At 46.1% G+C, this 19643-nt stretch carries 21 protein-coding genes; 11 read left to right on the top strand and 10 right to left on the bottom strand.

Annotation, left to right across the window (positions count from 1 at the left end; all coding sequences use genetic code 11):
• Positions 1-96 precede the first annotated feature (96 nt).
• The 4 genes from ABN764_RS07835 to ABN764_RS07850 form a co-directional block, all read right to left on the bottom strand.
• Positions 97-786: an ABC-2 transporter permease family protein gene (locus ABN764_RS07835; RefSeq protein ID WP_446671491.1), complete on the bottom strand. Its 690-nt coding sequence runs from the start codon at positions 784-786 to the stop codon at positions 97-99.
• On the bottom strand, positions 779-1702 hold the full coding sequence (locus ABN764_RS07840) for an ABC transporter ATP-binding protein (RefSeq protein ID WP_446671492.1): 924 nt from the start codon (positions 1700-1702) through the stop codon (positions 779-781). Before ABN764_RS07840 ends, ABN764_RS07835 begins: the two co-directional genes overlap by 8 nt.
• 247 nt (positions 1703-1949) lie before the next feature.
• Positions 1950-2885 carry a sensor histidine kinase gene (locus ABN764_RS07845; RefSeq protein ID WP_446671642.1) on the bottom strand — a complete coding sequence of 312 codons (936 nt, stop codon included), beginning with the start codon at positions 2883-2885 and terminating at the stop codon, positions 1950-1952.
• A gap of 9 nt (positions 2886-2894) precedes the next feature.
• Positions 2895-3599 carry a response regulator transcription factor gene (locus ABN764_RS07850; protein WP_142544928.1) on the bottom strand — a complete coding sequence of 235 codons (705 nt, stop codon included), beginning with the start codon at positions 3597-3599 and terminating at the stop codon, positions 2895-2897.
• Between the two features lie 317 nt (positions 3600-3916).
• Here ABN764_RS07850 and ABN764_RS07855 point away from each other — a divergent pair, with 317 nt between their 5' ends.
• A complete protein-coding gene (locus ABN764_RS07855; RefSeq protein WP_446671493.1) occupies positions 3917-5125 on the top strand; it encodes an MGDG synthase family glycosyltransferase in 1209 nt (402 codons plus the stop codon).
• Between the two features lie 246 nt (positions 5126-5371).
• On the opposite strand, the gene ABN764_RS07860 is transcribed toward ABN764_RS07855, so the two are convergent.
• Positions 5372-5701, bottom strand: coding sequence for a hypothetical protein (locus ABN764_RS07860; protein WP_446671494.1), 330 nt, complete (start codon positions 5699-5701; stop codon positions 5372-5374).
• Between the two features lie 41 nt (positions 5702-5742).
• Between ABN764_RS07860 and ABN764_RS07865 the strand changes: the two genes are divergently transcribed.
• From ABN764_RS07865 to ABN764_RS07890, 6 genes are all read left to right on the top strand, one after another.
• Positions 5743-6114: a hypothetical protein gene (locus tag ABN764_RS07865; RefSeq protein WP_446671495.1), complete on the top strand. Its 372-nt coding sequence runs from the start codon at positions 5743-5745 to the stop codon at positions 6112-6114.
• A gap of 101 nt (positions 6115-6215) precedes the next feature.
• The gene (locus ABN764_RS07870; protein WP_021257338.1) at positions 6216-6347 is read left to right on the top strand and encodes a DUF4023 family protein; all 132 of its coding nucleotides are present in this window, start codon (positions 6216-6218) and stop codon (positions 6345-6347) included.
• A 262-nt stretch (positions 6348-6609) separates the two neighbouring features.
• A complete protein-coding gene (locus tag ABN764_RS07875) occupies positions 6610-7323 on the top strand; it encodes a GNAT family N-acetyltransferase (RefSeq protein ID WP_446671496.1) in 714 nt (237 codons plus the stop codon).
• 113 nt (positions 7324-7436) lie between these two features.
• A complete protein-coding gene (locus ABN764_RS07880; RefSeq protein ID WP_174809070.1) occupies positions 7437-7982 on the top strand; it encodes a PadR family transcriptional regulator in 546 nt (181 codons plus the stop codon).
• The gene (locus ABN764_RS07885) at positions 7966-9174 is read left to right on the top strand and encodes a cytochrome P450 (protein ID WP_446671497.1); all 1209 of its coding nucleotides are present in this window, start codon (positions 7966-7968) and stop codon (positions 9172-9174) included. The genes ABN764_RS07880 and ABN764_RS07885 overlap by 17 nt, the downstream gene beginning before the upstream one ends.
• 179 nt (positions 9175-9353) lie before the next feature.
• Positions 9354-9722, top strand: a complete 369-nt coding sequence (locus tag ABN764_RS07890; RefSeq protein WP_174809072.1) for an MmcQ/YjbR family DNA-binding protein — start codon at positions 9354-9356, stop codon at positions 9720-9722.
• A gap of 112 nt (positions 9723-9834) precedes the next feature.
• On the opposite strand, the gene ABN764_RS07895 is transcribed toward ABN764_RS07890, so the two are convergent.
• Positions 9835-10782: a prenyltransferase gene (locus ABN764_RS07895; RefSeq protein WP_446671498.1), complete on the bottom strand. Its 948-nt coding sequence runs from the start codon at positions 10780-10782 to the stop codon at positions 9835-9837.
• 685 nt (positions 10783-11467) lie between these two features.
• On the opposite strand from ABN764_RS07895, the gene qoxA reads away from it, so the two are divergent.
• From qoxA to qoxD, 4 genes are read left to right on the top strand one after another with little or no spacing between them, the layout of a single operon-like run.
• On the top strand, positions 11468-12442 hold the full coding sequence (qoxA, locus tag ABN764_RS07900; RefSeq protein WP_021260887.1) for a cytochrome aa3 quinol oxidase subunit II: 975 nt from the start codon (positions 11468-11470) through the stop codon (positions 12440-12442).
• A gap of 29 nt (positions 12443-12471) precedes the next feature.
• Entirely contained in the window at positions 12472-14415 is a 1944-nt protein-coding gene (qoxB, locus tag ABN764_RS07905) for a cytochrome aa3 quinol oxidase subunit I (RefSeq protein WP_021257345.1), read from the top strand.
• On the top strand, positions 14412-15008 hold the full coding sequence (qoxC, locus tag ABN764_RS07910; RefSeq protein WP_446671499.1) for a cytochrome aa3 quinol oxidase subunit III: 597 nt from the start codon (positions 14412-14414) through the stop codon (positions 15006-15008). Before qoxB ends, qoxC begins: the two co-directional genes overlap by 4 nt.
• A 1-nt stretch (position 15009) precedes the next feature.
• Positions 15010-15297, top strand: a complete 288-nt coding sequence (gene qoxD, locus ABN764_RS07915) for a cytochrome aa3 quinol oxidase subunit IV (protein ID WP_005545125.1) — start codon at positions 15010-15012, stop codon at positions 15295-15297.
• 189 nt (positions 15298-15486) lie between these two features.
• Here the strand turns inward: qoxD and ABN764_RS07920 are convergent, their stop codons facing one another.
• The 4 genes from ABN764_RS07920 to ABN764_RS07935 form a co-directional block, all read right to left on the bottom strand.
• Positions 15487-15795, bottom strand: coding sequence for a hypothetical protein (locus tag ABN764_RS07920; RefSeq protein WP_065292333.1), 309 nt, complete (start codon positions 15793-15795; stop codon positions 15487-15489).
• Positions 15796-16113: 318 nt separating this feature from the next.
• On the bottom strand, positions 16114-17664 hold the full coding sequence (locus ABN764_RS07925) for an extracellular solute-binding protein (protein ID WP_446671500.1): 1551 nt from the start codon (positions 17662-17664) through the stop codon (positions 16114-16116).
• A gap of 29 nt (positions 17665-17693) precedes the next feature.
• On the bottom strand, positions 17694-18560 hold the full coding sequence (locus ABN764_RS07930) for a carbohydrate ABC transporter permease (RefSeq protein ID WP_021257349.1): 867 nt from the start codon (positions 18558-18560) through the stop codon (positions 17694-17696).
• Positions 18561-18572: 12 nt separating this feature from the next.
• On the bottom strand, positions 18573-19508 hold the full coding sequence (locus ABN764_RS07935; protein ID WP_174809354.1) for an ABC transporter permease: 936 nt from the start codon (positions 19506-19508) through the stop codon (positions 18573-18575).
• Positions 19509-19643 lie beyond the last annotated feature (135 nt).

Consider the following 19643-nt stretch of genomic DNA (forward strand, 5'->3'; position numbering starts at 1 on the left):
TGTGCTGCACCTTTTTTCCAGAACCCTTCTGAAATTTGTCACCAATTTGGGCATGTCACATCGCTGTCACAACAAGGTATTTCGCTGCATCTATTTTTATTTATACAGGTCGATCGTGTCAATCTTGCGAATCGTCAAGTAACCAATCACTACACCAAGCGCAGCAAAAGCAAATGGCACTGCGATAATGGACCACAAGGTAAATCCACCAGTCGACGAGCCTAGAAAGCCTGCAATTAGAATGGAGCTCGTAATGGTCGCCGCCGCTGAATATTTGCGCATGCCGAACCATAATGGAATCAGACTTAAGCAGCTTGCTGCTAAGGAGTTGATAACACTAGTTGCCACTTGATGCGTAACCATACTCATTGTCGCCGTCCCGGGTACAGTGTGCGCATAAGAATTGTATAAAAGGAATCCACTGATTAGTACAATATTTGATAGAATAATGGCGATGAAGGTGTACAAGACCACAATGATCAGCTTGGCTGTTATGAGCTTCTTCCGTGGAATCGGGTACATGAACATGACCGTGATAGACTTGCTCTTAAACTCATCAATAACCATTCGGCTTAGCAATACCGAGGCCGTAATAATGAAAGCTACCTTCACAAACGTATCGATGATGCCTAATACCTCGGGCAAGTTCTTGAACGCGATATCGCGTGTATCTCCATAGATTCCAAGCAAAATAAAGAGGAATATCCCGATCGTGATATACATGGCCGTACGTATATAGGTAGCAAACCGGAATTTCTTCAGTTCCAGTCGAATGAGCTTATTCACGAGCAGCCCCTCCATTCAACAGCTTCATAAAGTAATCCTCCAAGGAATGATGCTTCTTATGGACAGACTCTACCATGACATCGTTCATAACAAATGCCTTCGTAATATCTTGCTGAGACACCCCCGATTGATAGATGCGGATGATCCGGTTGTCCGTAATGCGGAAATTCGAAATATGCATGACTTCTTCAAGCACATAGGCTGCCTTGCTCGCATTATCAGTGATGACCTCAATGAATTCGGACTGCTGCGCCCGAACCCGCTCCATTGGCACTTCCTCCAACAGCACCCCATGGTTAATGACACCGATCGTGTCTGCAACCAGCTCCATTTCCCCTAAGATGTGGCTGGAGATCAAGAGCGTAATGCCGAACTCGCGTGACAGCTTCTTGAACAGGTCACGTATCTCCTTAATCCCTATTGGGTCCAGACCATTAATCGGCTCATCCAGGAGCAGCAGCTCTGGCTTGATCGATATGGCCCGCGCGATGCCTAGACGCTGCTTCATCCCGAGGGAGAAGTCCTTCACCTGCTTGCGTTCAATGCCGTTCAGTCCTACCAGTTCCAGTGCTTCTCCAATCGCCTTCTTATTATGGTAGCCCATGTATTCGCAATGAAGCTCCAGATTCTCCTGCGCAGTAAGACGATCATAGAAGATTGGCTGCTCAATAATTGTCCCCATGCGAGATAGCAAGGAATAGGATGAGGGTGTCATCTTCTCGCCGAACATCTCAATCTCACCGCTCGTTGGCTGCAAGAGATTCGTCATCATTTTCATAATCGTCGTCTTCCCCGCCCCATTCGGGCCAAGGAATCCGTATATCTCACCCTTCTTAATATTCATGCTCACATTCGATACGACATCTTTGCCTTGATAATTCTTCGTCAAACGATGCGTCCGTACAAGGAAGGTCATTTCATTTACCCCTCTCATCTCTTCTGATGTCTTCATTGTATCGATTAGCTATTTCTTATTTCTTACCTAATCCTTACGAATTCCTTACGTTCTTTCCGTCTTGACATACAAATAAGGTCCGCAGAGTGCCATACTGGTTACAGCACAGCAAAATCTCTTCGAACCTCGTGACCCTTCCTTCGACGTCATCAGACCTGAACCGTCTATTCATTCACAGCCAGCACTGACCGGTTTCTCGTAGAATACCTCAAGACATTCGCAGGAGCTTAATTGTAAAAATCGTTTTCTTAAAAGGCTTACTATGGAGTTCTATCGATCCGCCCATTGATTCAGCGAGCCGCTTCGTGATCGTTAACCCCAATCCGCTGCCTTCGTAATTTTTGTTGCGGGAATCCTCCAGTGTATACATGCGCTCAAAAACACGGTCTTGGTGCTGTTCCGGAATCCCCTTGCCACGATCCCATACATCAACGAACAGATGCGTATCATCACTGCGCAGAGCTATGCCCAGCACACGGCCATCAGCCCCATACTCTATCGCATTGGAGATGAGATTGTTCAGTATGCGATCCAGTGCGTCTTCATTCCCTCTCGCATAGAGAGAAGCTTCCGGAATCTGAATATCAACCTCGAACCCCCTCTTTGTAAGCCGCTCATAAAATTGGAGAATATTTTTGCGGCATAGCTCGCTCATATCGACTCGAGTCAGCTCGACATGCTTGTCCCCAGATTCTAGCTTCGCTAAATCAAAAAAGGTATGTATAAGCTCTATCACTTCTACCGTCTTGCCATGCACCCGTGTGAGCAGGCGATTCCGTTCTTCGTCACTGATGCGCTCACTGCTCAGATTCAGAGTCTCCAAGTAACCAAGTACAACGGTAAGCGGGGTCTTCAGATCATGAGAGATGTTCGATATCATCTTCCTCATCGCGATCTCCGTCTTCGCATAATTCGCCAGTGCCTTCTCATGATCGACCAGTAATTCATTTATTTGCTCAATGACCCCAATAATCTTCTTATCATCTGTGAACAGCAGGAGCTTCTCCGCAGATTGTGTACGATGAATTTGTTCCAGCTTTTTTTGAATTTCTGTTAATTGCCGATTGCGTCTTGAATGATTCGCATGCTGCGTGTAGACTACGATCAACAGGATTACCATACATATAGATAAAAGGCCCGTTATCATCATTGCTCAACCTTCCCACTTGTAGCCAATCCCCCACAAGGTCTTAATATGGATAGGATTCGACGGATCGTCCTCAATCTTCTCCCGCAGCCGGCGAATGTGAACGTTAATGACATTTTCATCGCCATAGTATTCATCGTTCCATACAAATCCATATATTTGTGCTTTTGTGAACACACGATTCGGATTGGTTACGAATAACTTTAAAATATCGAATTCTTTGGAAGTGAGTTTCATAGTTTCTTCTTGCTTCTGTACAAGATAATTATCAAGATCGATTAGCAGTTGACCTGCCTGAATGACATTCTGTTCGGGCATTGGCTTCACCGTATCGATCTGAACGTACTTCGTAGCGCGTCTAATTGCCGCCTTGATTCTCGCAGAGATCTCTATCATCGAGAAGGGCTTCGCGATATAATCATCTGCACCGAAGCCAAGTCCGAGTGCCTTGTCTACATCGCTGTCCTTCGCGGACATAATAAGAATAGGGATTGCGCTCCGCTCTCGAACAAGCTTAATCATCTCAAATCCATCTAGCTTCGGCATCATCAGATCGACAATCATCATATCGTATGTGTCAGAGGTGAACTTGGCCATGCCTTCTTCACCATTGGTTGCGGTCACTACATAAAATCCTTCCCTACTCAAATAATCCGATACCATTTCTACAATAGAAGCGTCATCTTCTACGATCAACAGCTTATGCTGCATGCCAGACTCACACCTTTCTCAGACCTTCTCGTTCATTATAGAACAATTACTTAATTTTGGGTCAAATCCCATTGGAAAAGGTAAGTAATAAAAAAAGCTGAAAATCCCCATAAATAGGACCAATAGCGGATAGAACTGGAATAGAGTCCGGACAGCATGCCCGACTCAGGTCTAGGATATAACCGAACTGAGGGCCATTTTCATGAATGGGGAGTTAGGATACGATATTAGTACCAGATAACAAGGAAACGATTGGCAGAACAGCGCAATCGAATATATAGACGAAGACTCAACTACGGCGAAGGAGTGTTATGAACATGTTCGAACGGATGGAAGCACCGTCCACACCGGGCAGGGCGAAGGTGCTTGTACTATCAGGCTCGATTGGCCACGGCCATATGCAGACTGCACAAGCAATTAAAGAAACGGCTGAACGTTGGTACGGCACAGAAGCAGATGTACACGTTGTTGATTATATGGAGCAGGTATCTCCTCACTTGCACAGTGTCGGCACGTATTGCTTCGTACAATGGGTGAAGCTGTTCCCTAGCATGTACGGGTATTTGTTCAATATGACTCGCAAGGATCGTAAGCTAGCACAGTTATTGAAGGGAGTCCGCTTCACAAGCTTACGCCCGCTGATCAAGCTCGTAGAGCAGATGAAGCCAACTGTCATTGTCAGTACGTTCCCTGCTGCCAGTGCAGCAGTATCGAAGCTGAAGGAGCGCGGCATGATTGATTGCCCAGCTGTCACGGTCATTACTGACCATACAGATCACAGCTTCTGGCTGCATCCCTATACAGATTTATATTTAGCTGGCTCTGAAGATGCCAAGACGCAATTGATTGAGCAGGGTGTTCCTCAATCCCGCATTCAGGTGACGGGAATTCCGGTTCGTCCAGCCTTCTATGAATCCTATTCGAGGACAGAACTGCGCAAGAAGTATGAACTTGATTCCTCCAAGCTGACCGTTCTTCTGATGGGCGGTGGCTGCGGTTTGATGGATCCATCCATGTTGGATGTCATTGAGCAAGCTGGATGGGCACAGGATATGCAATTTATCATCATTTGCGGCAGCAACGATAAGCTTCGTTCACAATTAGAACGCTGGGCCGAATCCAGCCCGCTGCATGTTCGTATTGAAGGCTATGTGAAGCCTGTGCACGAATATATGGCGATGTCCGACCTAATGATTACGAAATCCGGCGGTGTTACTACCTCCGAGGCAGTTGTCCAACAGCTGCCACTGCTCGTCTATAAGCCACTTCCTGGTCAAGAACAGGATAACATTCGCTACTTGCTGCGCAGCGGGGTTGCCTGCTGTGCGGAGGATGCAGAAGAATTGGTTGCGCAGTTGTCGATCTTCTCCCGACATCCGGAGACACTGCAATGGATGCGAGAGCGCGCGCAAGAAGAGGCTCCACGTTCCCCATTCCATGCGATGGATGCGATCGTGAATGCCCAGAGATACTCCTTATCGCGACGCCACACAATGGATCAATGGCTGAACGAGACAATTGTGTAACTTTTTAATTTGCTTTCTTCACCTACCGCATAGGGCTATTCGCTTTATACAACGTATAAAGCAGAATAGCTCTTTTTTTAGAGCCATGCACCTGGCATTTTGCTTTATACTGCACGATCACATATCATATGAGTAACCATCAGATTCTATCTTTCACGAAATTTGTTAGGAGTCATATAGAGACAGTGTAATAATATGATCTAATAAAAATGGAGGGAGTGTGATTTGATCGGATAAAAATAGACCTCACCGCTCTTGCACACCCATTTTGATAGCCTCCATCGTAGACAAGCCCATTCCTTTGGCCACTTTGTAGGTTTCCAGCACTTTTGTCACGAACTTCACAGTTCCGCCAGCTGCCTTAATGGCGTCTTTTATTTTGGTAATCTTAGCTGGTGCAAAAACAAGAGCTGCCACAGCCAATCCTATTGCAGACGCGCAACCAACAATTCCGCTCGTTCCATACTCGGAGATGCGAAATTCCGTATTCATATTGAACCATTCCATGATCGCATCAGAGCCGCGCTGAATGACATCGTCAGGTATTCTTTCAATTGCAGCAAGAGCTCTTTCCACTTCAGCGAAATTCGGACCGGCTCAAACAGGAGTGATTTAAATTGAAAAAAACTACAGTCAATTACATTCTGTTGGCGGTCATCGTAGTATTTGCCGTTTTTGCGTACTTTTTCATCCCCAATCCGCTCATACAGGAGATTGCCGTTTCTGGCGCCATTTTATATTTCGTAATTATGATGCTCCTACTCAGAATAAGGGACGATAGGGAGCAGCCAGATAGAGCGAATAAAAAGACGGGGATTTACTCCGAATTTTACAGAGGAGTTTACGTCGGTTTCGGTATCGTTCTAGGCATTAATTTTTTCATTCACCTATTTGCCGATGATGGAACCATGAAAGTTACATCTAGAGTGTTCACATGTACCTATGCCGCTATTTTAGGCATTTTCTATTTGACAACGAGGAACAAGTAACAGGAGCCGCAATTCAACAATAAATACGACTTATGTGGACATGATTTTCCCTTCAACCGGTTATAGTATCAATGAATGCCTAACAAGGAGGGATCTGTTCAATGGAAGACACCAAGCAATTCGTGGATAAGCTGCATGAAGACCAGCAGAAGGCAAAGCGCAACCAGCAGCGCCATGGCGAAGGCAACCCGGGTTCGAGCTTGCCAGGAAAGCAGCACAGCACTAACAAATAAAAAAAAGAAAAGCCGCGCAAAAGATCCCGAAGCCGCATTCAATCGCGGTAAGGAGTCATGCACGGCTTATTTACTATATTAGGGGATATCATTCAACCTGCTGCACACTCGAACTTCATCCACAACGGCAAACGGGAGTAAGGGCACATGCGTTGACTTAGACGAATGCGCAGCAGTACGATAGACAGGAGGTTTCCGAAATTCGGCCGACTAAATGAACAGGCAAGGAAAGCCTAACGTGGAGCCTTATTTACATTGAATCATGATCCGAGGTGGAACCATTTGTAATTCAAGAGCAAGTCACGCTAACGTTACAACGAACAGAACTTCCGAACCCAACTACGTAAAACTACGCCGCACAGATATCCGCCAAGCTGCCGTCGTCCTTGCGCAAGGCTTCATGGATGACCCGCTATACGAGCACATGCTTCCGGAGCGGACAACCCGCCTTGAGGTGCTCATCATCTTCTTCCGCAACTATATTGCCATGCTGTATGAGGAAGCCGACCTGTATGCAACGTCCGAACGGCTTGAAGCCGTTGCCCTTGTGTTCCGCTCTGAGCGGGCAGGAGTGTCCCGGTTCTCACATGCACGGTACTTGTACCGAATTGCTTGTGCAATTATCAAGTCAATCCCGATGTGCCGTTATATCAGCTTCCATCAATTTCTACGTGGATTGTCGACGCTTAATTCCATGAGCTCCGCCTGGATATCCGAACTGAACGAGCAGGATTATATCCATTTGGACATGCTTGTCGTGCAGCCGCAATTCCGCGGTCAGGGTTTTGTCAGCCAATTAATGAGGCCCTTGCTCTCTGAGTGCGATGCGCGTGGCATTCCTTGCACGCTGGAGACGCATAACCCGAGCAACATTTCCTTGTATGGACATTATGGATTCGAAGTGGTGGATACAATCCCAATGCCCGGGAACAGCGTATCCCAACAATACTGCATGGTGTATCGTCCTGATAAATAGTTAATTCATACTTTTTACATGTATTTACATTTACTGAGCTGCATATGATCAATTATCCCTGAGCATAGGTTAAAATAACCTATGCTCTAATTTATATACGAACAGGAGGACATATGTACATCGATATATTGTTGCTTCATCATCTCATGATTAAGCCTAAGCACGGCTATGAGGTAAAGAAGCAGTTGGAGCGTCTGTTCGCCGACTCCATCCGCGTCAACAACAACATGCTCTATCCCTCCCTTCGCAAGTTCGAACAGATGGGAGCCATTACGAAGGAAGTGGACGCCCGGCCTGGAAAGCCTTCCCGCCACATGTACGCCATTACTGAGCTAGGAAAAAAGATGTTCCATAAGCTGCTGCGGGAATTCCCTCCGGAATTTGCAGCTCATGAGAATGAATTCATTGTTCGTGTTAGTTTGTTCGATTATTTGCAACTTCCCGAACAGCAGGCGATTTTGAACGCCCGAACCGTTTATCTTCGCAGCCAACTCGAAATCATTACCCAAGGACAGTCACTCACCGAAGGCAAACCTTTCGCCATGAGCACATTTCAATTCCTGATCAAGAAGCTTCGAGACGAACTGAACTGGATCGAAACTCTTAACGACCAGCTATACAATTACGGAGGAGGTAAATCAATTGAAAACAAAGGGTGAAATTTTTATTCATGAGATTACTGGGTTCAAAACGAAAGAGCAGTTGTGGAATCCGTATGCCTGGTTCCAGCATATGCGTGAAAAGAACCCTGTCTATTACGACGCAGAGCAGGATGTGTGGAATGTATTCCGCTATGAGGATGCAAAACGAGTTCTCTCGGATCATCAACTCTTCTCCAGCGTACGCGAGCGTAGTATCGTCCCCGTCCCGAGGGATAACAGCGGTATCAGCCTGACCCTCTCGGATCCGCCGATACATCGTAAGCGCCGTGCGCTTATTGCCAAAGCATTCGTTCCACGCAGCTTGGATCAGTGGAAGCCGAAAATTCAAGCAATCCTCGATGGATTACTTGACAACATGCAATCACAGAGCACGGTGGACATTGTGAAGGCATACGCTGTCCCGCTGCCTGTGACCGTAATTGCCAACCTGCTTGGCGTGCCGTCACGGGATTGGGAACAGATCAAACACTGGTCCAATATTTTGTTCATGGGCCATCATCGGGGGAGCATTGAGCAGCAGAAGCTTCAAAAAGACACGGCCATTAAAGAATTCTCAGCATATTTACTCCCCCTTGTTTTGGAGAAACGAGCACACCCTCAAGACGACATCTTGTCCGACCTGACCATGGCAGAATACGAAGGAAGCCGATTGACCGATGAGGAAATCGCAAGAACCGGTATCGGCCTCTTGGGTGCCGGAAATGAAACGACAACTACACTCATTACGAATTGTTTCTATAGTCTGCTCTATGATCAACCGTCTGCTTATAAAGAGCTGCGCCAACATCCTGAGCTTGCCCCACAAGCGATCGACGAAACACTGCGCCACCGGTTCCACATCTCCATTGATCGTACAATCACGCAGGATACGAATGTGTTCGGCCCGCCTATGAAGAAGGGGCAGATCGTGATCGCTTGGATGAGTTCCGCGAATCGGGACGACAGACAATTTGCCCATCCAGAGAAATTCGATATTCATCGCATAGGCAACGACAAGCATTTGACCTTCGGCAGTGGCCACCATTTCTGTCTTGGCGCACCACTTGCCCGGCTGGAGGCAGAATATGCGCTAACATCCTTCGTCAAGCGGTTCCCTTTCGCTTCCGCATCGGAAACCTTCCACATTGACGAGCATATGCCTGATCACAGCCACAAACTCTCCAGCCTACCGATCCGAATTCATGGATAGTCCATTTCCTTCTCCAACTCTACCTTTCCGCAACAAGAGAAATCTATCGCCGTATTTTTAGCAAATTCGACAAATTTTTTAAATGAACTTACAGAAGTCAATCCGCCCCGTTGCATTTCTATCAACCTTTCGATATGCTAAAGATAACTATCTTCATCTATGAAAAGGAATGTTTCGACATGCAGGATTGGAATGACTATTGTTTTGACAAACAAGGCGCTCGTCTGACCTACCCGTTCGGAGACGATGTCCCCGTATTCCGTGTAGGTGGCAAAATATTTGCTTTGTTCCGTGAAACGGACGGTTGTCCAAGTGTTACGTTGAAGTGTGACCCCTTCCGTGCCGAGTCCCTGCGCGAGCAATTCGCCGAGATTACACCGGGTTATCACATGAACAAGCGACATTGGAACACGGTGGCGCTCAATGGCAGCTTGAGTGATCAAGATATTCAGATGCTCATTGACCACTCTTATGATCTCGTCTATAAGTCTCTGACGAGAGAAGAGAAGGCCGTCATTACCGCAAATCAGTTGTTGGGGCGAGTGTAGGTGATCATTCACCTTTACGGTTCGGAGGACGTCAAGGTTCTACATGGATGACGTCTTTTTGCGGACAAATAAGACAAGGGATGTGCCAAGCGGCACATCCCTTGTCTTATGTTCAAGAGAATAAGATTGCTAATCCCAACACAAGGATACGAGCAGCATTCATCAGAATGAAGTTCTTCACTGCCAGTACAAAGGTATGTTCCTTCGTCTGCTTCGTTATGAATTTCTTCATATTTCTTCGTACAGGAATGAACGTCGCCACAATAAGCAGCAACAGCAAGGGGTGCACCCCGATGGCAAAGAGGACAATGACGTCCAGGTACGCCGCCACATACAACCATTGGAACAACAACAGTGCGCTCGGCTTTCCGATATATACAGGCAGTGTATACCGCTTGTTCGCCAGATCGTCCTCAATGTCGCAAATATTATTCGCCAGCATAATATTCGCTATGCTCAGAACAGCTGGAATCGATATCGCGAACACCAACAGCACTTCTATTAGATTGATATCGAGACGAGCCATCCGAAAGTCAATCGCCAGTGATACAAGCTGTTCCTTGTCTACATGTATGTATGTAGAAATGAAAATGATAACGAACCCCATAAACAATCCGGAGAACAACTCGCCAAGCGGCATTCGTGATATCGCAATCGGACCCAACGAATAGAGGAAACCTACAAGGAATGACAAGCCTCCTAACCCAAGAATAAGAATATCCGTCTGCAGCACCAAGGCAACCCCAGAGCTTATGGCCGTTACAAGAAGCGTAACAATGACCCCAACTACCCTCGACTCCTTGAGTCCATAGGATACAATCGCATTGTGTACTTCATAACCATACCCGTGTGTTTTAATCGCCTTTTTATAATCAATATAATTATTAATGGCCGTGGTCGCCATGTCGAAAGACAATAATGAGGCGAACATAAGTAGAAATGGAACTAGCCGAAATTCATGAAATCGATATAGCGAGTATAACGTTCCGATGAAGAACGGTATCATGCTCGCTACTTTCGTTTGGATTTCAACTAACCTAAGAAATTGCCCAACCTTCACCTCGTTACCCCCATGTTCCGCAAATAAATTGGTGTACCGCCACTGTTCTCGAACCCACATAAAAATATATCAAAATCCGCCTTCCTCGGATAGCGGATGATATATTCTACCTCATAAGGTGTCGTATTCTAGCGAAAACCCGCGAATTCACGAGTAATTAGAGCTAAAAACACTCTATCCTACTTAAAATTAGAATTATTTCCTAACAATCGTTATGAATGGTTATTCTGTGCTGTTCGTATACGATGTATTACAAAACGGAGTGAGCGTGCGCTAGAACGAGCAATTCGGATCTCACCATTGCTTATCTACCACGGTTTATACCAACATGCACATTTACATCTGCTGTACACAAATCCTTTAAAATTGAGGAATAATGTGGGTTTTACCGCCTTTGAAGGGCGCACAATTGTGACAGTATTGGTACACTTGATGGTCTTAGAGGCAATTATGAACAAATTTCAAAAACGGCGATTTTGGCGGAAATTCAATGATATTTATCACTTTTTCGGCTTTTGGGCTTAATTTGGGCAGGAAAACTTGATCCTTATATGGATATCTATGTCAACTAAGGATCACTATGTCATTTGTAATTCAGAGTGCTTCCTAATAAGATATAGCATGGTTACAATATCCCGATTTCCTACTATATATAAAGCCAACCAACAGAGAAAGGGGTACCTTGATGAAAAAGAAAGGGTTGTTATTCACCTTATTCGCAGCTCTTCTTGTCCTCTTGACCGGTTGTGATTCATTAGATGTTTTGAATCCGAAAGGTCCTCAGGCCAAGACGCAGTCCGACGTCATTATTTTCTCCATGATTATGATGGCAGGAATTTTGTTCGTCGTGTACGCACTTTATATTTTCATGTTAACGAAGTATCGCGCTTCAAAATCAGCACCTGATTATGAGCCTCCTCATGAGGAAGGCAGCAAGTGGCTGGAAATTACGTGGACGTTAATTCCGGTCATTATTGTAACCGTGCTATCTGTTGTGACGATTCGCTCTACTGTTGCAGTAGAATCGCCTCCAGAAGGCTATGACAATCAGAAGCCACTCGTTATCTATGCCGCATCATCCAACTTCAAATGGCATTTCAGCTATCCAGAAGAAGGCATTGAAACGGTGAACTATCTGAATATCCCTACGAATCGCCCAATCGAGTTCCGTCTCTATTCTTACGGACCGATTACAAGCTTCTGGGTACCGCAGCTTGGCGGTCAGAAGTACGCGATGAGCGACATGGTGACGACGCTTCACCTTGCAGCTGATCATGAAGGTTCATTCATGGGTAAAAACTCGAACTTCAGCGGTAAAGGCTTTGCGCACATGCAATTCGAAGTGCTCGCAATGTCCCCTACCAAGTACACAGAGTGGGTAAAAGAAGTGAAGGGTACCGCTTCTGAATTGACAGAAGAGGAATTCAACTCCTTGCTGAAGACCGAATTTGTAGGACGGAAATCTTATTCCTCCACACACTTGACATTCAGACCAGCACCAGAGGGCGAACATGGCGGCCACAATCATGGTGGATCGTCTCATGACGACTCTCATAAGGAATCGGATAAAGAAATGGATCACTCGAAAATGGATCATTCGAACATGGAACATTCCAACGATGAACACCAAGAGATGGATCATTCTCAACATGGCAACTAGATTGAACAAGAAAGGAGTAATTTGAGACTATGAAATGGGACGAATTTTTCGTTACCGGCGAACCGATGATTTATGGCGCTATGGCCAGCATCGTGCTCGTGACGATAGCCATCATCTTCAGCTTGACCTATTTCAAAAAATGGGGCTATCTGTGGCGGGAATGGCTGACAACCGTTGACCATAAGAAAATCGGTATCATGTACATCCTGAGTGCCCTGGTCATGCTGTTCCGCGGCGGTATGGACGCTCTGATGATGCGTACGCAGCTGGCTGCACCTGATATGAAGTTCCTGGATGCCCAGCACTATAATGAAGTATTTACAACGCACGGCGTTATTATGATTCTCTTTATGGCGATGCCATTTATAATCGGCTTGATGAACGTAGTTATTCCGCTCCAAATCGGGGCACGCGACGTCGCATTCCCTCGCCTGAACGCAGTCAGCTTCTGGCTGTTCTTCTGGGGAGCAATGCTGTTCAACATCTCGTTCGTTATCGGGGGCTCCCCGGATGCGGGCTGGACATCTTACTTCCCGCTTGCAGGTCCTGAGCTTGCACCGAAGATCGGGAATAACTTCTATGCGATCGCATTGCAGATTGCAGGTCTTGGTACTTTGATGACAGGCGTCAACTTCATCGTTACGATCTTGAGAATGCGCGCACCTGGCATGACATTGATGAAAATGCCAATGTTCACGTGGTCGGTTCTGATCACGAACGTTATCATTTTGTTCGCATTCCCTGTATTGACTGTAGCGCTTGCGCTTATGACATTCGACCGCATGTTCGGCTCTCAGTTCTTCTCGATGGCCAACGGCGGTATGGATATGCTCTGGGCCAACCTGTTCTGGGTATGGGGACATCCTGAGGTATATATCGTTATCTTGCCGGCCTTCGGTATATATAGTGAAATTATCTCAACGTTCTCTCGCAAGAACTTGTACGGTTACAAATCGATGGTTGTCAGTATGGTAGCCATCTCGCTCTTGTCCTTCCTCGTGTGGGCGCATCACTTCTACACGATGGGTCACGGCGCTATGGTTAACGGATTCTTCTCCGTTAGTACGATGGCGATCTCGATTCCGACCGGGGTTAAGATATTTAACTGGCTGTTCACCCTGCGAAAGGGTAAGATACAGTTCACAACACCGATGCTGTACTCTCTTGCCTTCATTCCAATCTTCACGATTGGTGGCGTAACGGGCGTTATGCTTGCAATGGCAAGTGCTGACTATCAGTATCACAATACGATGTTCTTGGTTGCTCACTTCCACTACGTATTGATTCCAGGTACCGTATTTGCGGTTATCGCAGGTATGTACTACTGGTTCCCTAAATTGTTCGGCTTCCGCCTGAACGAGCGTCTTGGTAAGATCAGCTTCTGGTTCATCGCAATCTTCTTTAACGTGACATTCCTTCCATTGTTCTTCTTAGGACTGAAAGGTATGACACGCCGTATGTACACGTACTCTGCAGAAACTGGCTTCGGCCCGCTCAACTTGCTTGCAACAATCGGTTCTGTCGGTCTTGCTATCGGCTTCGCGATTCTCGTGTACAACATTTACTGGAGCTTCCGCTACCAGCCTAGAGATACAACGAGCGATCCGTGGGATGCACGCTCGCTTGAATGGGCAACGCACAGTCCGGTGCCTGAATATAACTTTGCTATCGTTCCAAAGGTGAAGAGCCTTGATGCCTTCTGGCTCTGGAAAAAGAACAAGCAACCATTGTTCGAAGGTGAGCTTGAAGAAATCCATATGCCGAACAATAACGGCCAGCCGTTCATTCTCGGTGTTATCTTCTTCTTCTGGGGATTCTTTATGGTATTTATGTGGTGGACACCTGCCATTATCACAAGCTTCCTCATTCTGATTATGCTTGCAGTACGTTCCTTTGAACGGGATCATGGCCGCCATATCTCGGTGAAGGAAATCAAAAAGACGGAACAACAATTGCGGGGTGATAGAGCATGAAGATCGATAATACGCTGCCGCTAGAATATCAGACAGAGGAGAACCGTAACCGAATCTTCGGCTTCTGGCTGTTCCTCGGCGCGGAGATTGTACTCTTCGCGACTTTGTTCGCCGTTTACTTTACACTGTGGACTCGTACGGGCAACGGCCCGTCTGGCAAAGAAATCTTTGAAATCAAGCCTGTATTGCTGGAGACATTCCTACTCTTAACGAGTAGCTTCACTTGCGGACTTGCGATTCACAGTATGCGCATGAAGCTGAAGAAGCCAGCCATGGTCTTCTTCGGAATCACGCTGCTGCTCGGCCTAGGCTTCCTGGGCGTTGAGATTTTCGAATTCGTCACTTACGTGCATGAAGGTGCAACACTGCAAACTTCTGCCTTCCTGTCCAGCTTGTTCGTCTTGCTTGGAACACACGGTGCGCACGTAACGATGGGTCTTCTGTGGGGATCCGGATTGATGATGCAAATCAAGCGTGAAGGATTTACACATGATACAGCGAACAAGTCGTTCATCTTCTCGCTGTACTGGCACTTCCTTGACGTAGTATGGATCTTTATCTTCAGCTTCGTATACTTGAAAGGAATGATGTGATATGAAACAACTATTCCCGATACGTCATGTAATGGGTTATGTCTTCTCTCTCGTCCTTTCTGTCGTTGCGTTAGCCGTCATTGTATGGGATATGTCATTCACAACAGGACTTACAATCTTGATTATCTGCGCAGCTATCCAGGCTGCCGTGCAATTATTCCTGTTCATGCATATCGATGAAGATAAGACAACGAAAACAGCCAACTATACGAATATTCTGTACGCGTTATTCGTAGCTCTCGTAACATTGTTCGGTACATTGTTCACGATGATCTGGGGTTACTTGTAAGAAGAACAAAGAGGCTATCCTTGAAGTCGCAAGACTTCGGGATAGCCTCTTTTTATATGTGCTGTATTGTGGTTGTCATCGTATAAGTACAACCTAACCGTTCAACATAAGAGCTTCCACGTCCTAGAGTGGTTGCTTGGACCTTATGACTAGTATGGAACGTTGGTGCCTGTATGAAGAATAAATTCGTTATGCAGCGACCATGCCTTTTGCTTGCATTGCGGAGCGTGATTGCTCGTCAGCTGGATGATAGCCCTTTTCCATCAATTCTTTGATATACATTTTGTTGTAGATAAAAGAGAAGATTATTCCCGGAATCCACGCCCCAATCCCCAACGTGAATAATCCGAATAGAAACGAGCAAATAAACATAATGCACGCCCACTTCAAATCGCCTCTGAATAGTGCTGGGAAGAACGCGAAGAAGAGGGTTGTCCAACTGAAGCCCAGCTTTGCATTCTTTAATCCACCTGCAGCATTTTTCAAGGTAATCATCATCTTTACAATTTCCCCTTTCCATGATTTACATATACAAGGAATAATTATAGGTAAAAAGTATGATTTTGTCGATATTTTGTTTTTTACATAAAATTTTATCGATTATTGCGCTAAATCAGAAAAATTAGGTACCAAGATGTATAGAAGCAGCATCTGGCTGCAAATCGAAGATGCTTTCGTACTATCACATCCCCTACATCGATAATTAGAACTATAACGTTACTAATTCTGGAGTACCCTGTTTGTCGTTGATCTGATCAGTGAAGAGGCTATCCTGAAGGTAAGAAGAACTTAGGATAGCCTCTTCATTGTAATAAGCTACTTCTTTGCCAAGAAGGCATCGATTTGACGCTGCAGCTCCTGCTGAATCCGCTTGAGGGAAGGCCCTGCTTCAGCCTCGAATTTCTTCAGTGTCTCCTCAGGATCAAGGACGCCATTAAACAATGCAGGATAGTACTTCGCCTCGACCGTATTATATTGGCTAAGGTCATTCTGTACAGCAGAGGAATCGAATTCGAATCCCGTCAATATATCCTTCGTGAAACTGTCTGCATCACGAAGCACAGCATCAAAGTGTTCGTATGTTTTGTCTGCTCCCGCATCCGTCCGTTCATCGATAGGATTCCATACCCATACGTAGCCAAATTGTGAATACCCCTTCGTATCAAGCACTTTATATTCCTTGTCGCCAATAGCTTCCCAATGCTTCCCTTGTATCCCGTAGGACAGCAGATCATAGTTATCCTTCTGATTCGCCCAGTCCATAAACATAACTGCGCGTTCCTTATTTTTGCTTACCTTCGGAACAGCAAGGAAGTTCCACTGCTTGAAGTTCGAGATATTTGCCCCTTTGGTCGGATCGAAGAAGGTCACGGTCTCCAGATCACCGTTCGGAACATTGCTCTTGAACTGCTGATCGAAGGAGAGTCCCGTACCGAATGATCCCTTCGTCACGATAGCGGCTTTCCCGCTCATGAAAGGCTGAATGAAATCCTTCGCAGTCAAAATATCCTTGTATACGAGGCCATCTTTATACATCTGTCTGGCCTCCTTCAACCATGTCATAATCGGTTCCTTATCCTCGAACAAATTGAATACCTTGCCATCATTCTCTTTGTAATATAAGGTCAGACTGCTTCCAAGGGCATGGGTAAACCGTACATGCGTATCATAATCATGCAGACTGCGCTGGCTGACCATCGAATATGTCTGCTGCCCGGAGGTTCCTGCCGCCGTGAACGGGGCGATGCCTGGCTCCTTCTCCTTCACCTTGTAAGTAAAATCAATTAACTCCTTATAGGTCTTGATAGGCGGAACACCCAGCTTCTCACGAATATCCTTGCGCACGACATAAGCGTTGCCCGCCATGTAGACTAATCCAAGCGGCACTGCCATGATTTTGCCGTCATACTTGTTCGCATCCCACATTTGCTGTGGACGCTTCTCTAACACGTTCTTACCATACTGCTTGAGCAGATCATCTAGCGGCTCATAGTAGCCGTCTGCAATCATTTGATTGATATGCAGCCATGGTGCATCGAAGATCAGATCGATGTTTTCACCAGAAGCAAGGGTCACCTGTGTCTTCTGCCCCAAGTCAGCCCACGGCACGAATACGATGTCCAACTTGACGTTAATCGTATCCTTCATCCGCTTTTCTGCTTCTGCAATAACAAGATCCATATCTGGCGGCCGGTCTCCCGGGATCATGATCTTCAATGTAACCGGTTCCAATTTGCTGCCTAACGACTCGCTCCCCTTCGAGGCATCCGTGCTGGACGATCCTTCCGTCCCTTTTGAGCAGCCCACAATCAGAGACAAGGACAATAGCAACACAAGCGAGATGTTCCACCAGCGTTTCATTTTCATTTCTTCGTCCCCCTACAACAAGATATGAATTAGCCTTTCACGGATCCTAATGTCATGCCTTTAATGAAATATTTCTGTACAAATGGATATACGAACACAATCGGCCCAATTGTGATGCAGACAATAGCAAGCTGCATGCCGTAGGTTGGGACGACAATATTGTATTCCGTCCTGCTCCCGGCTACGTATGCCATGGCATTCAAGTTAGACATCAGCTGCCTGATCATCATCTGCAGCGGATGAAGCTTATAGTTATCAATAAATAGCAGCGACAAGTACCAGTCATTCCAATATTGCAGCGCATAGAACAGAGCAACCGTTGCAATGACCGGCAAGGAAATCGGCCATATGACACGGAAGAAGATACGAATGTCATTGGCCCCATCCACAGTGGCTGCTTCGTTCAACTCATAAGGCAGAGACCGATAATAGGACACAAGGATGAAGGCATAGAACGGGTTCAGCAGGTATGGCAGGACAAGAGCCCATAAAGAGTCTTTCAGATTAAGCCAGTTCGCAATAAGCATGTAGAATCCTACAAGTCCTGCGCCGAACAGCATCGTGAAGAAGGTCAGGAAGGACAGAATATTCCGATATTTCACCTTCGGATGACTCAGCACGTATGCATAGGAAGCTGTAAGGAGAACGCCAAGCACCGTTCCGGTAATGGTGACAAATAACGTGACACCATAGCTCCGGAAGACCTGATCTCCGGACAAGAGCATGGCGTACGCATCTAAGCTGAAGGACGTGGGGAACAACTGATATCCAGCAGTCTGGATATAGGATTCGTTCGCAAAGGAATTGATCAACACAATCCAAAACGGGATGAAGCAAATCAGGGCAAAACCAATTAGAAAACCATATACAATGACAAGAAACAATCGTTCACGCATGTTCATCACACCTTAGAACAATCTAGAATCTGGGTCAACCTTCCGTGTCAACCAATTGAAAAATACAACGGCGATGAGTCCCATAAGAGACTGATAGAGGATAATCGCAGAGGACATGCTGAAGTTGCCCATCTGCCGCAGCGCGCGATATGCATACGTATCAATGACATCCGTCGTTGGGAATAATACGCCAACATCTCCAATAATGGCGTATATCATACCAAAATCCCCGTAGAATATTCGGCCGATGCCAAGCAGCGTCATAATGATGATGATCGGACGCAATAGCGGAAGCGTGATATACATGATTTGCTGGAAGCGGCTCGCCCCTTCCATTTTGGCACATTCATAATATTCAGAAGAAATACTCGTAATCGATGCCAGAAAGATAATGGAGTTGTATCCCGCTACCTTCCATACGTACACGAAGGTTAGAATATACGGCCATACTCCAGGGGATAGATACCAATCCACCCCTTCAAAGCCAAGCGACGTCAATGCCTGATTCATCATTCCTTCTGTTGAGCTGAACATCGTCTGCACCATCATGCTGACAACGAGCCAAGAAATGAAGTAGGGCAGAAAGACAAATGATTGCGCGGTCTTCTTGAACCACTTGCCTGTGACCTCATTCAACAGAATGGCGAGCACAACTGCTGTCCCAAGACCGAACACGAGAAACAATCCGTTCAGAAATACGGTGTTCCATGTGACGCGCAGCCAGTCATTGCCTTGAAAGAAGAACTCGAAGTTCTGGAAGCCTATCCACTCACTGCCGAACAGTCCATCGGCAAGCCGGTATCTCTGGAAAGCCAGCAAGTGCCCCAGCATCGGCATATAAGCAAAGAGAAGCAGAAACAGCAGCCCTGGCAGAGCCAGTAAGTATAGGTAACGATTTTTCCTTATCTCATAAACAAATCCATGGCCTCCTCTTTTTGTACGTCGCAAAGCCTCCCCTCCTCACTATTCACAATCTATGTGTGGAACCATTGAGTAATAGGGTCATCGTAGCAGTTCACCTATGGATCTCACTAGTTCTCATTGGCCGAATCAGGTTCTGCTGTGGTATATGTCAGGGTTCTT

Source organism: Paenibacillus wuxiensis (assembly GCF_040195695.1).
GTDB lineage: Bacteria > Bacillota > Bacilli > Paenibacillales > Paenibacillaceae > Paenibacillus_B > Paenibacillus_B suaedae.

Bases quoted from the DNA above. Each gene is read 5' to 3' on its own strand.
- ABN764_RS07840 (WP_446671492.1), bottom strand. From the start codon at position 1,702: ATGACCTTCCTTGTACGGACGCATCGTTTGACGAAGAATTATCAAGGC.
- ABN764_RS07850 (WP_142544928.1), bottom strand. From the start codon at position 3,599: ATGCAGCATAAGCTGTTGATCGTAGAAGATGACGCTTCTATTGTAGAA.
- ABN764_RS07855 (WP_446671493.1), top strand. From the start codon at position 3,917: ATGTTCGAACGGATGGAAGCACCGTCCACACCGGGCAGGGCGAAGGTG.
- ABN764_RS07870 (WP_021257338.1), top strand. From the start codon at position 6,216: ATGGAAGACACCAAGCAATTCGTGGATAAGCTGCATGAAGACCAGCAG.
- ABN764_RS07875 (WP_446671496.1), top strand. From the start codon at position 6,610: ATGATCCGAGGTGGAACCATTTGTAATTCAAGAGCAAGTCACGCTAAC.
- ABN764_RS07880 (WP_174809070.1), top strand. From the start codon at position 7,437: ATGTACATCGATATATTGTTGCTTCATCATCTCATGATTAAGCCTAAG.
- ABN764_RS07890 (WP_174809072.1), top strand. From the start codon at position 9,354: ATGCAGGATTGGAATGACTATTGTTTTGACAAACAAGGCGCTCGTCTG.
- qoxA (WP_021260887.1), top strand. From the start codon at position 11,468: ATGAAAAAGAAAGGGTTGTTATTCACCTTATTCGCAGCTCTTCTTGTC.
- qoxB (WP_021257345.1), top strand. From the start codon at position 12,472: ATGAAATGGGACGAATTTTTCGTTACCGGCGAACCGATGATTTATGGC.
- qoxC (WP_446671499.1), top strand. From the start codon at position 14,412: ATGAAGATCGATAATACGCTGCCGCTAGAATATCAGACAGAGGAGAAC.
- qoxD (WP_005545125.1), top strand. From the start codon at position 15,010: ATGAAACAACTATTCCCGATACGTCATGTAATGGGTTATGTCTTCTCT.
- ABN764_RS07920 (WP_065292333.1), bottom strand. From the start codon at position 15,795: ATGATGATTACCTTGAAAAATGCTGCAGGTGGATTAAAGAATGCAAAG.
- ABN764_RS07925 (WP_446671500.1), bottom strand. From the start codon at position 17,664: ATGAAAATGAAACGCTGGTGGAACATCTCGCTTGTGTTGCTATTGTCC.
- ABN764_RS07930 (WP_021257349.1), bottom strand. From the start codon at position 18,560: ATGCGTGAACGATTGTTTCTTGTCATTGTATATGGTTTTCTAATTGGT.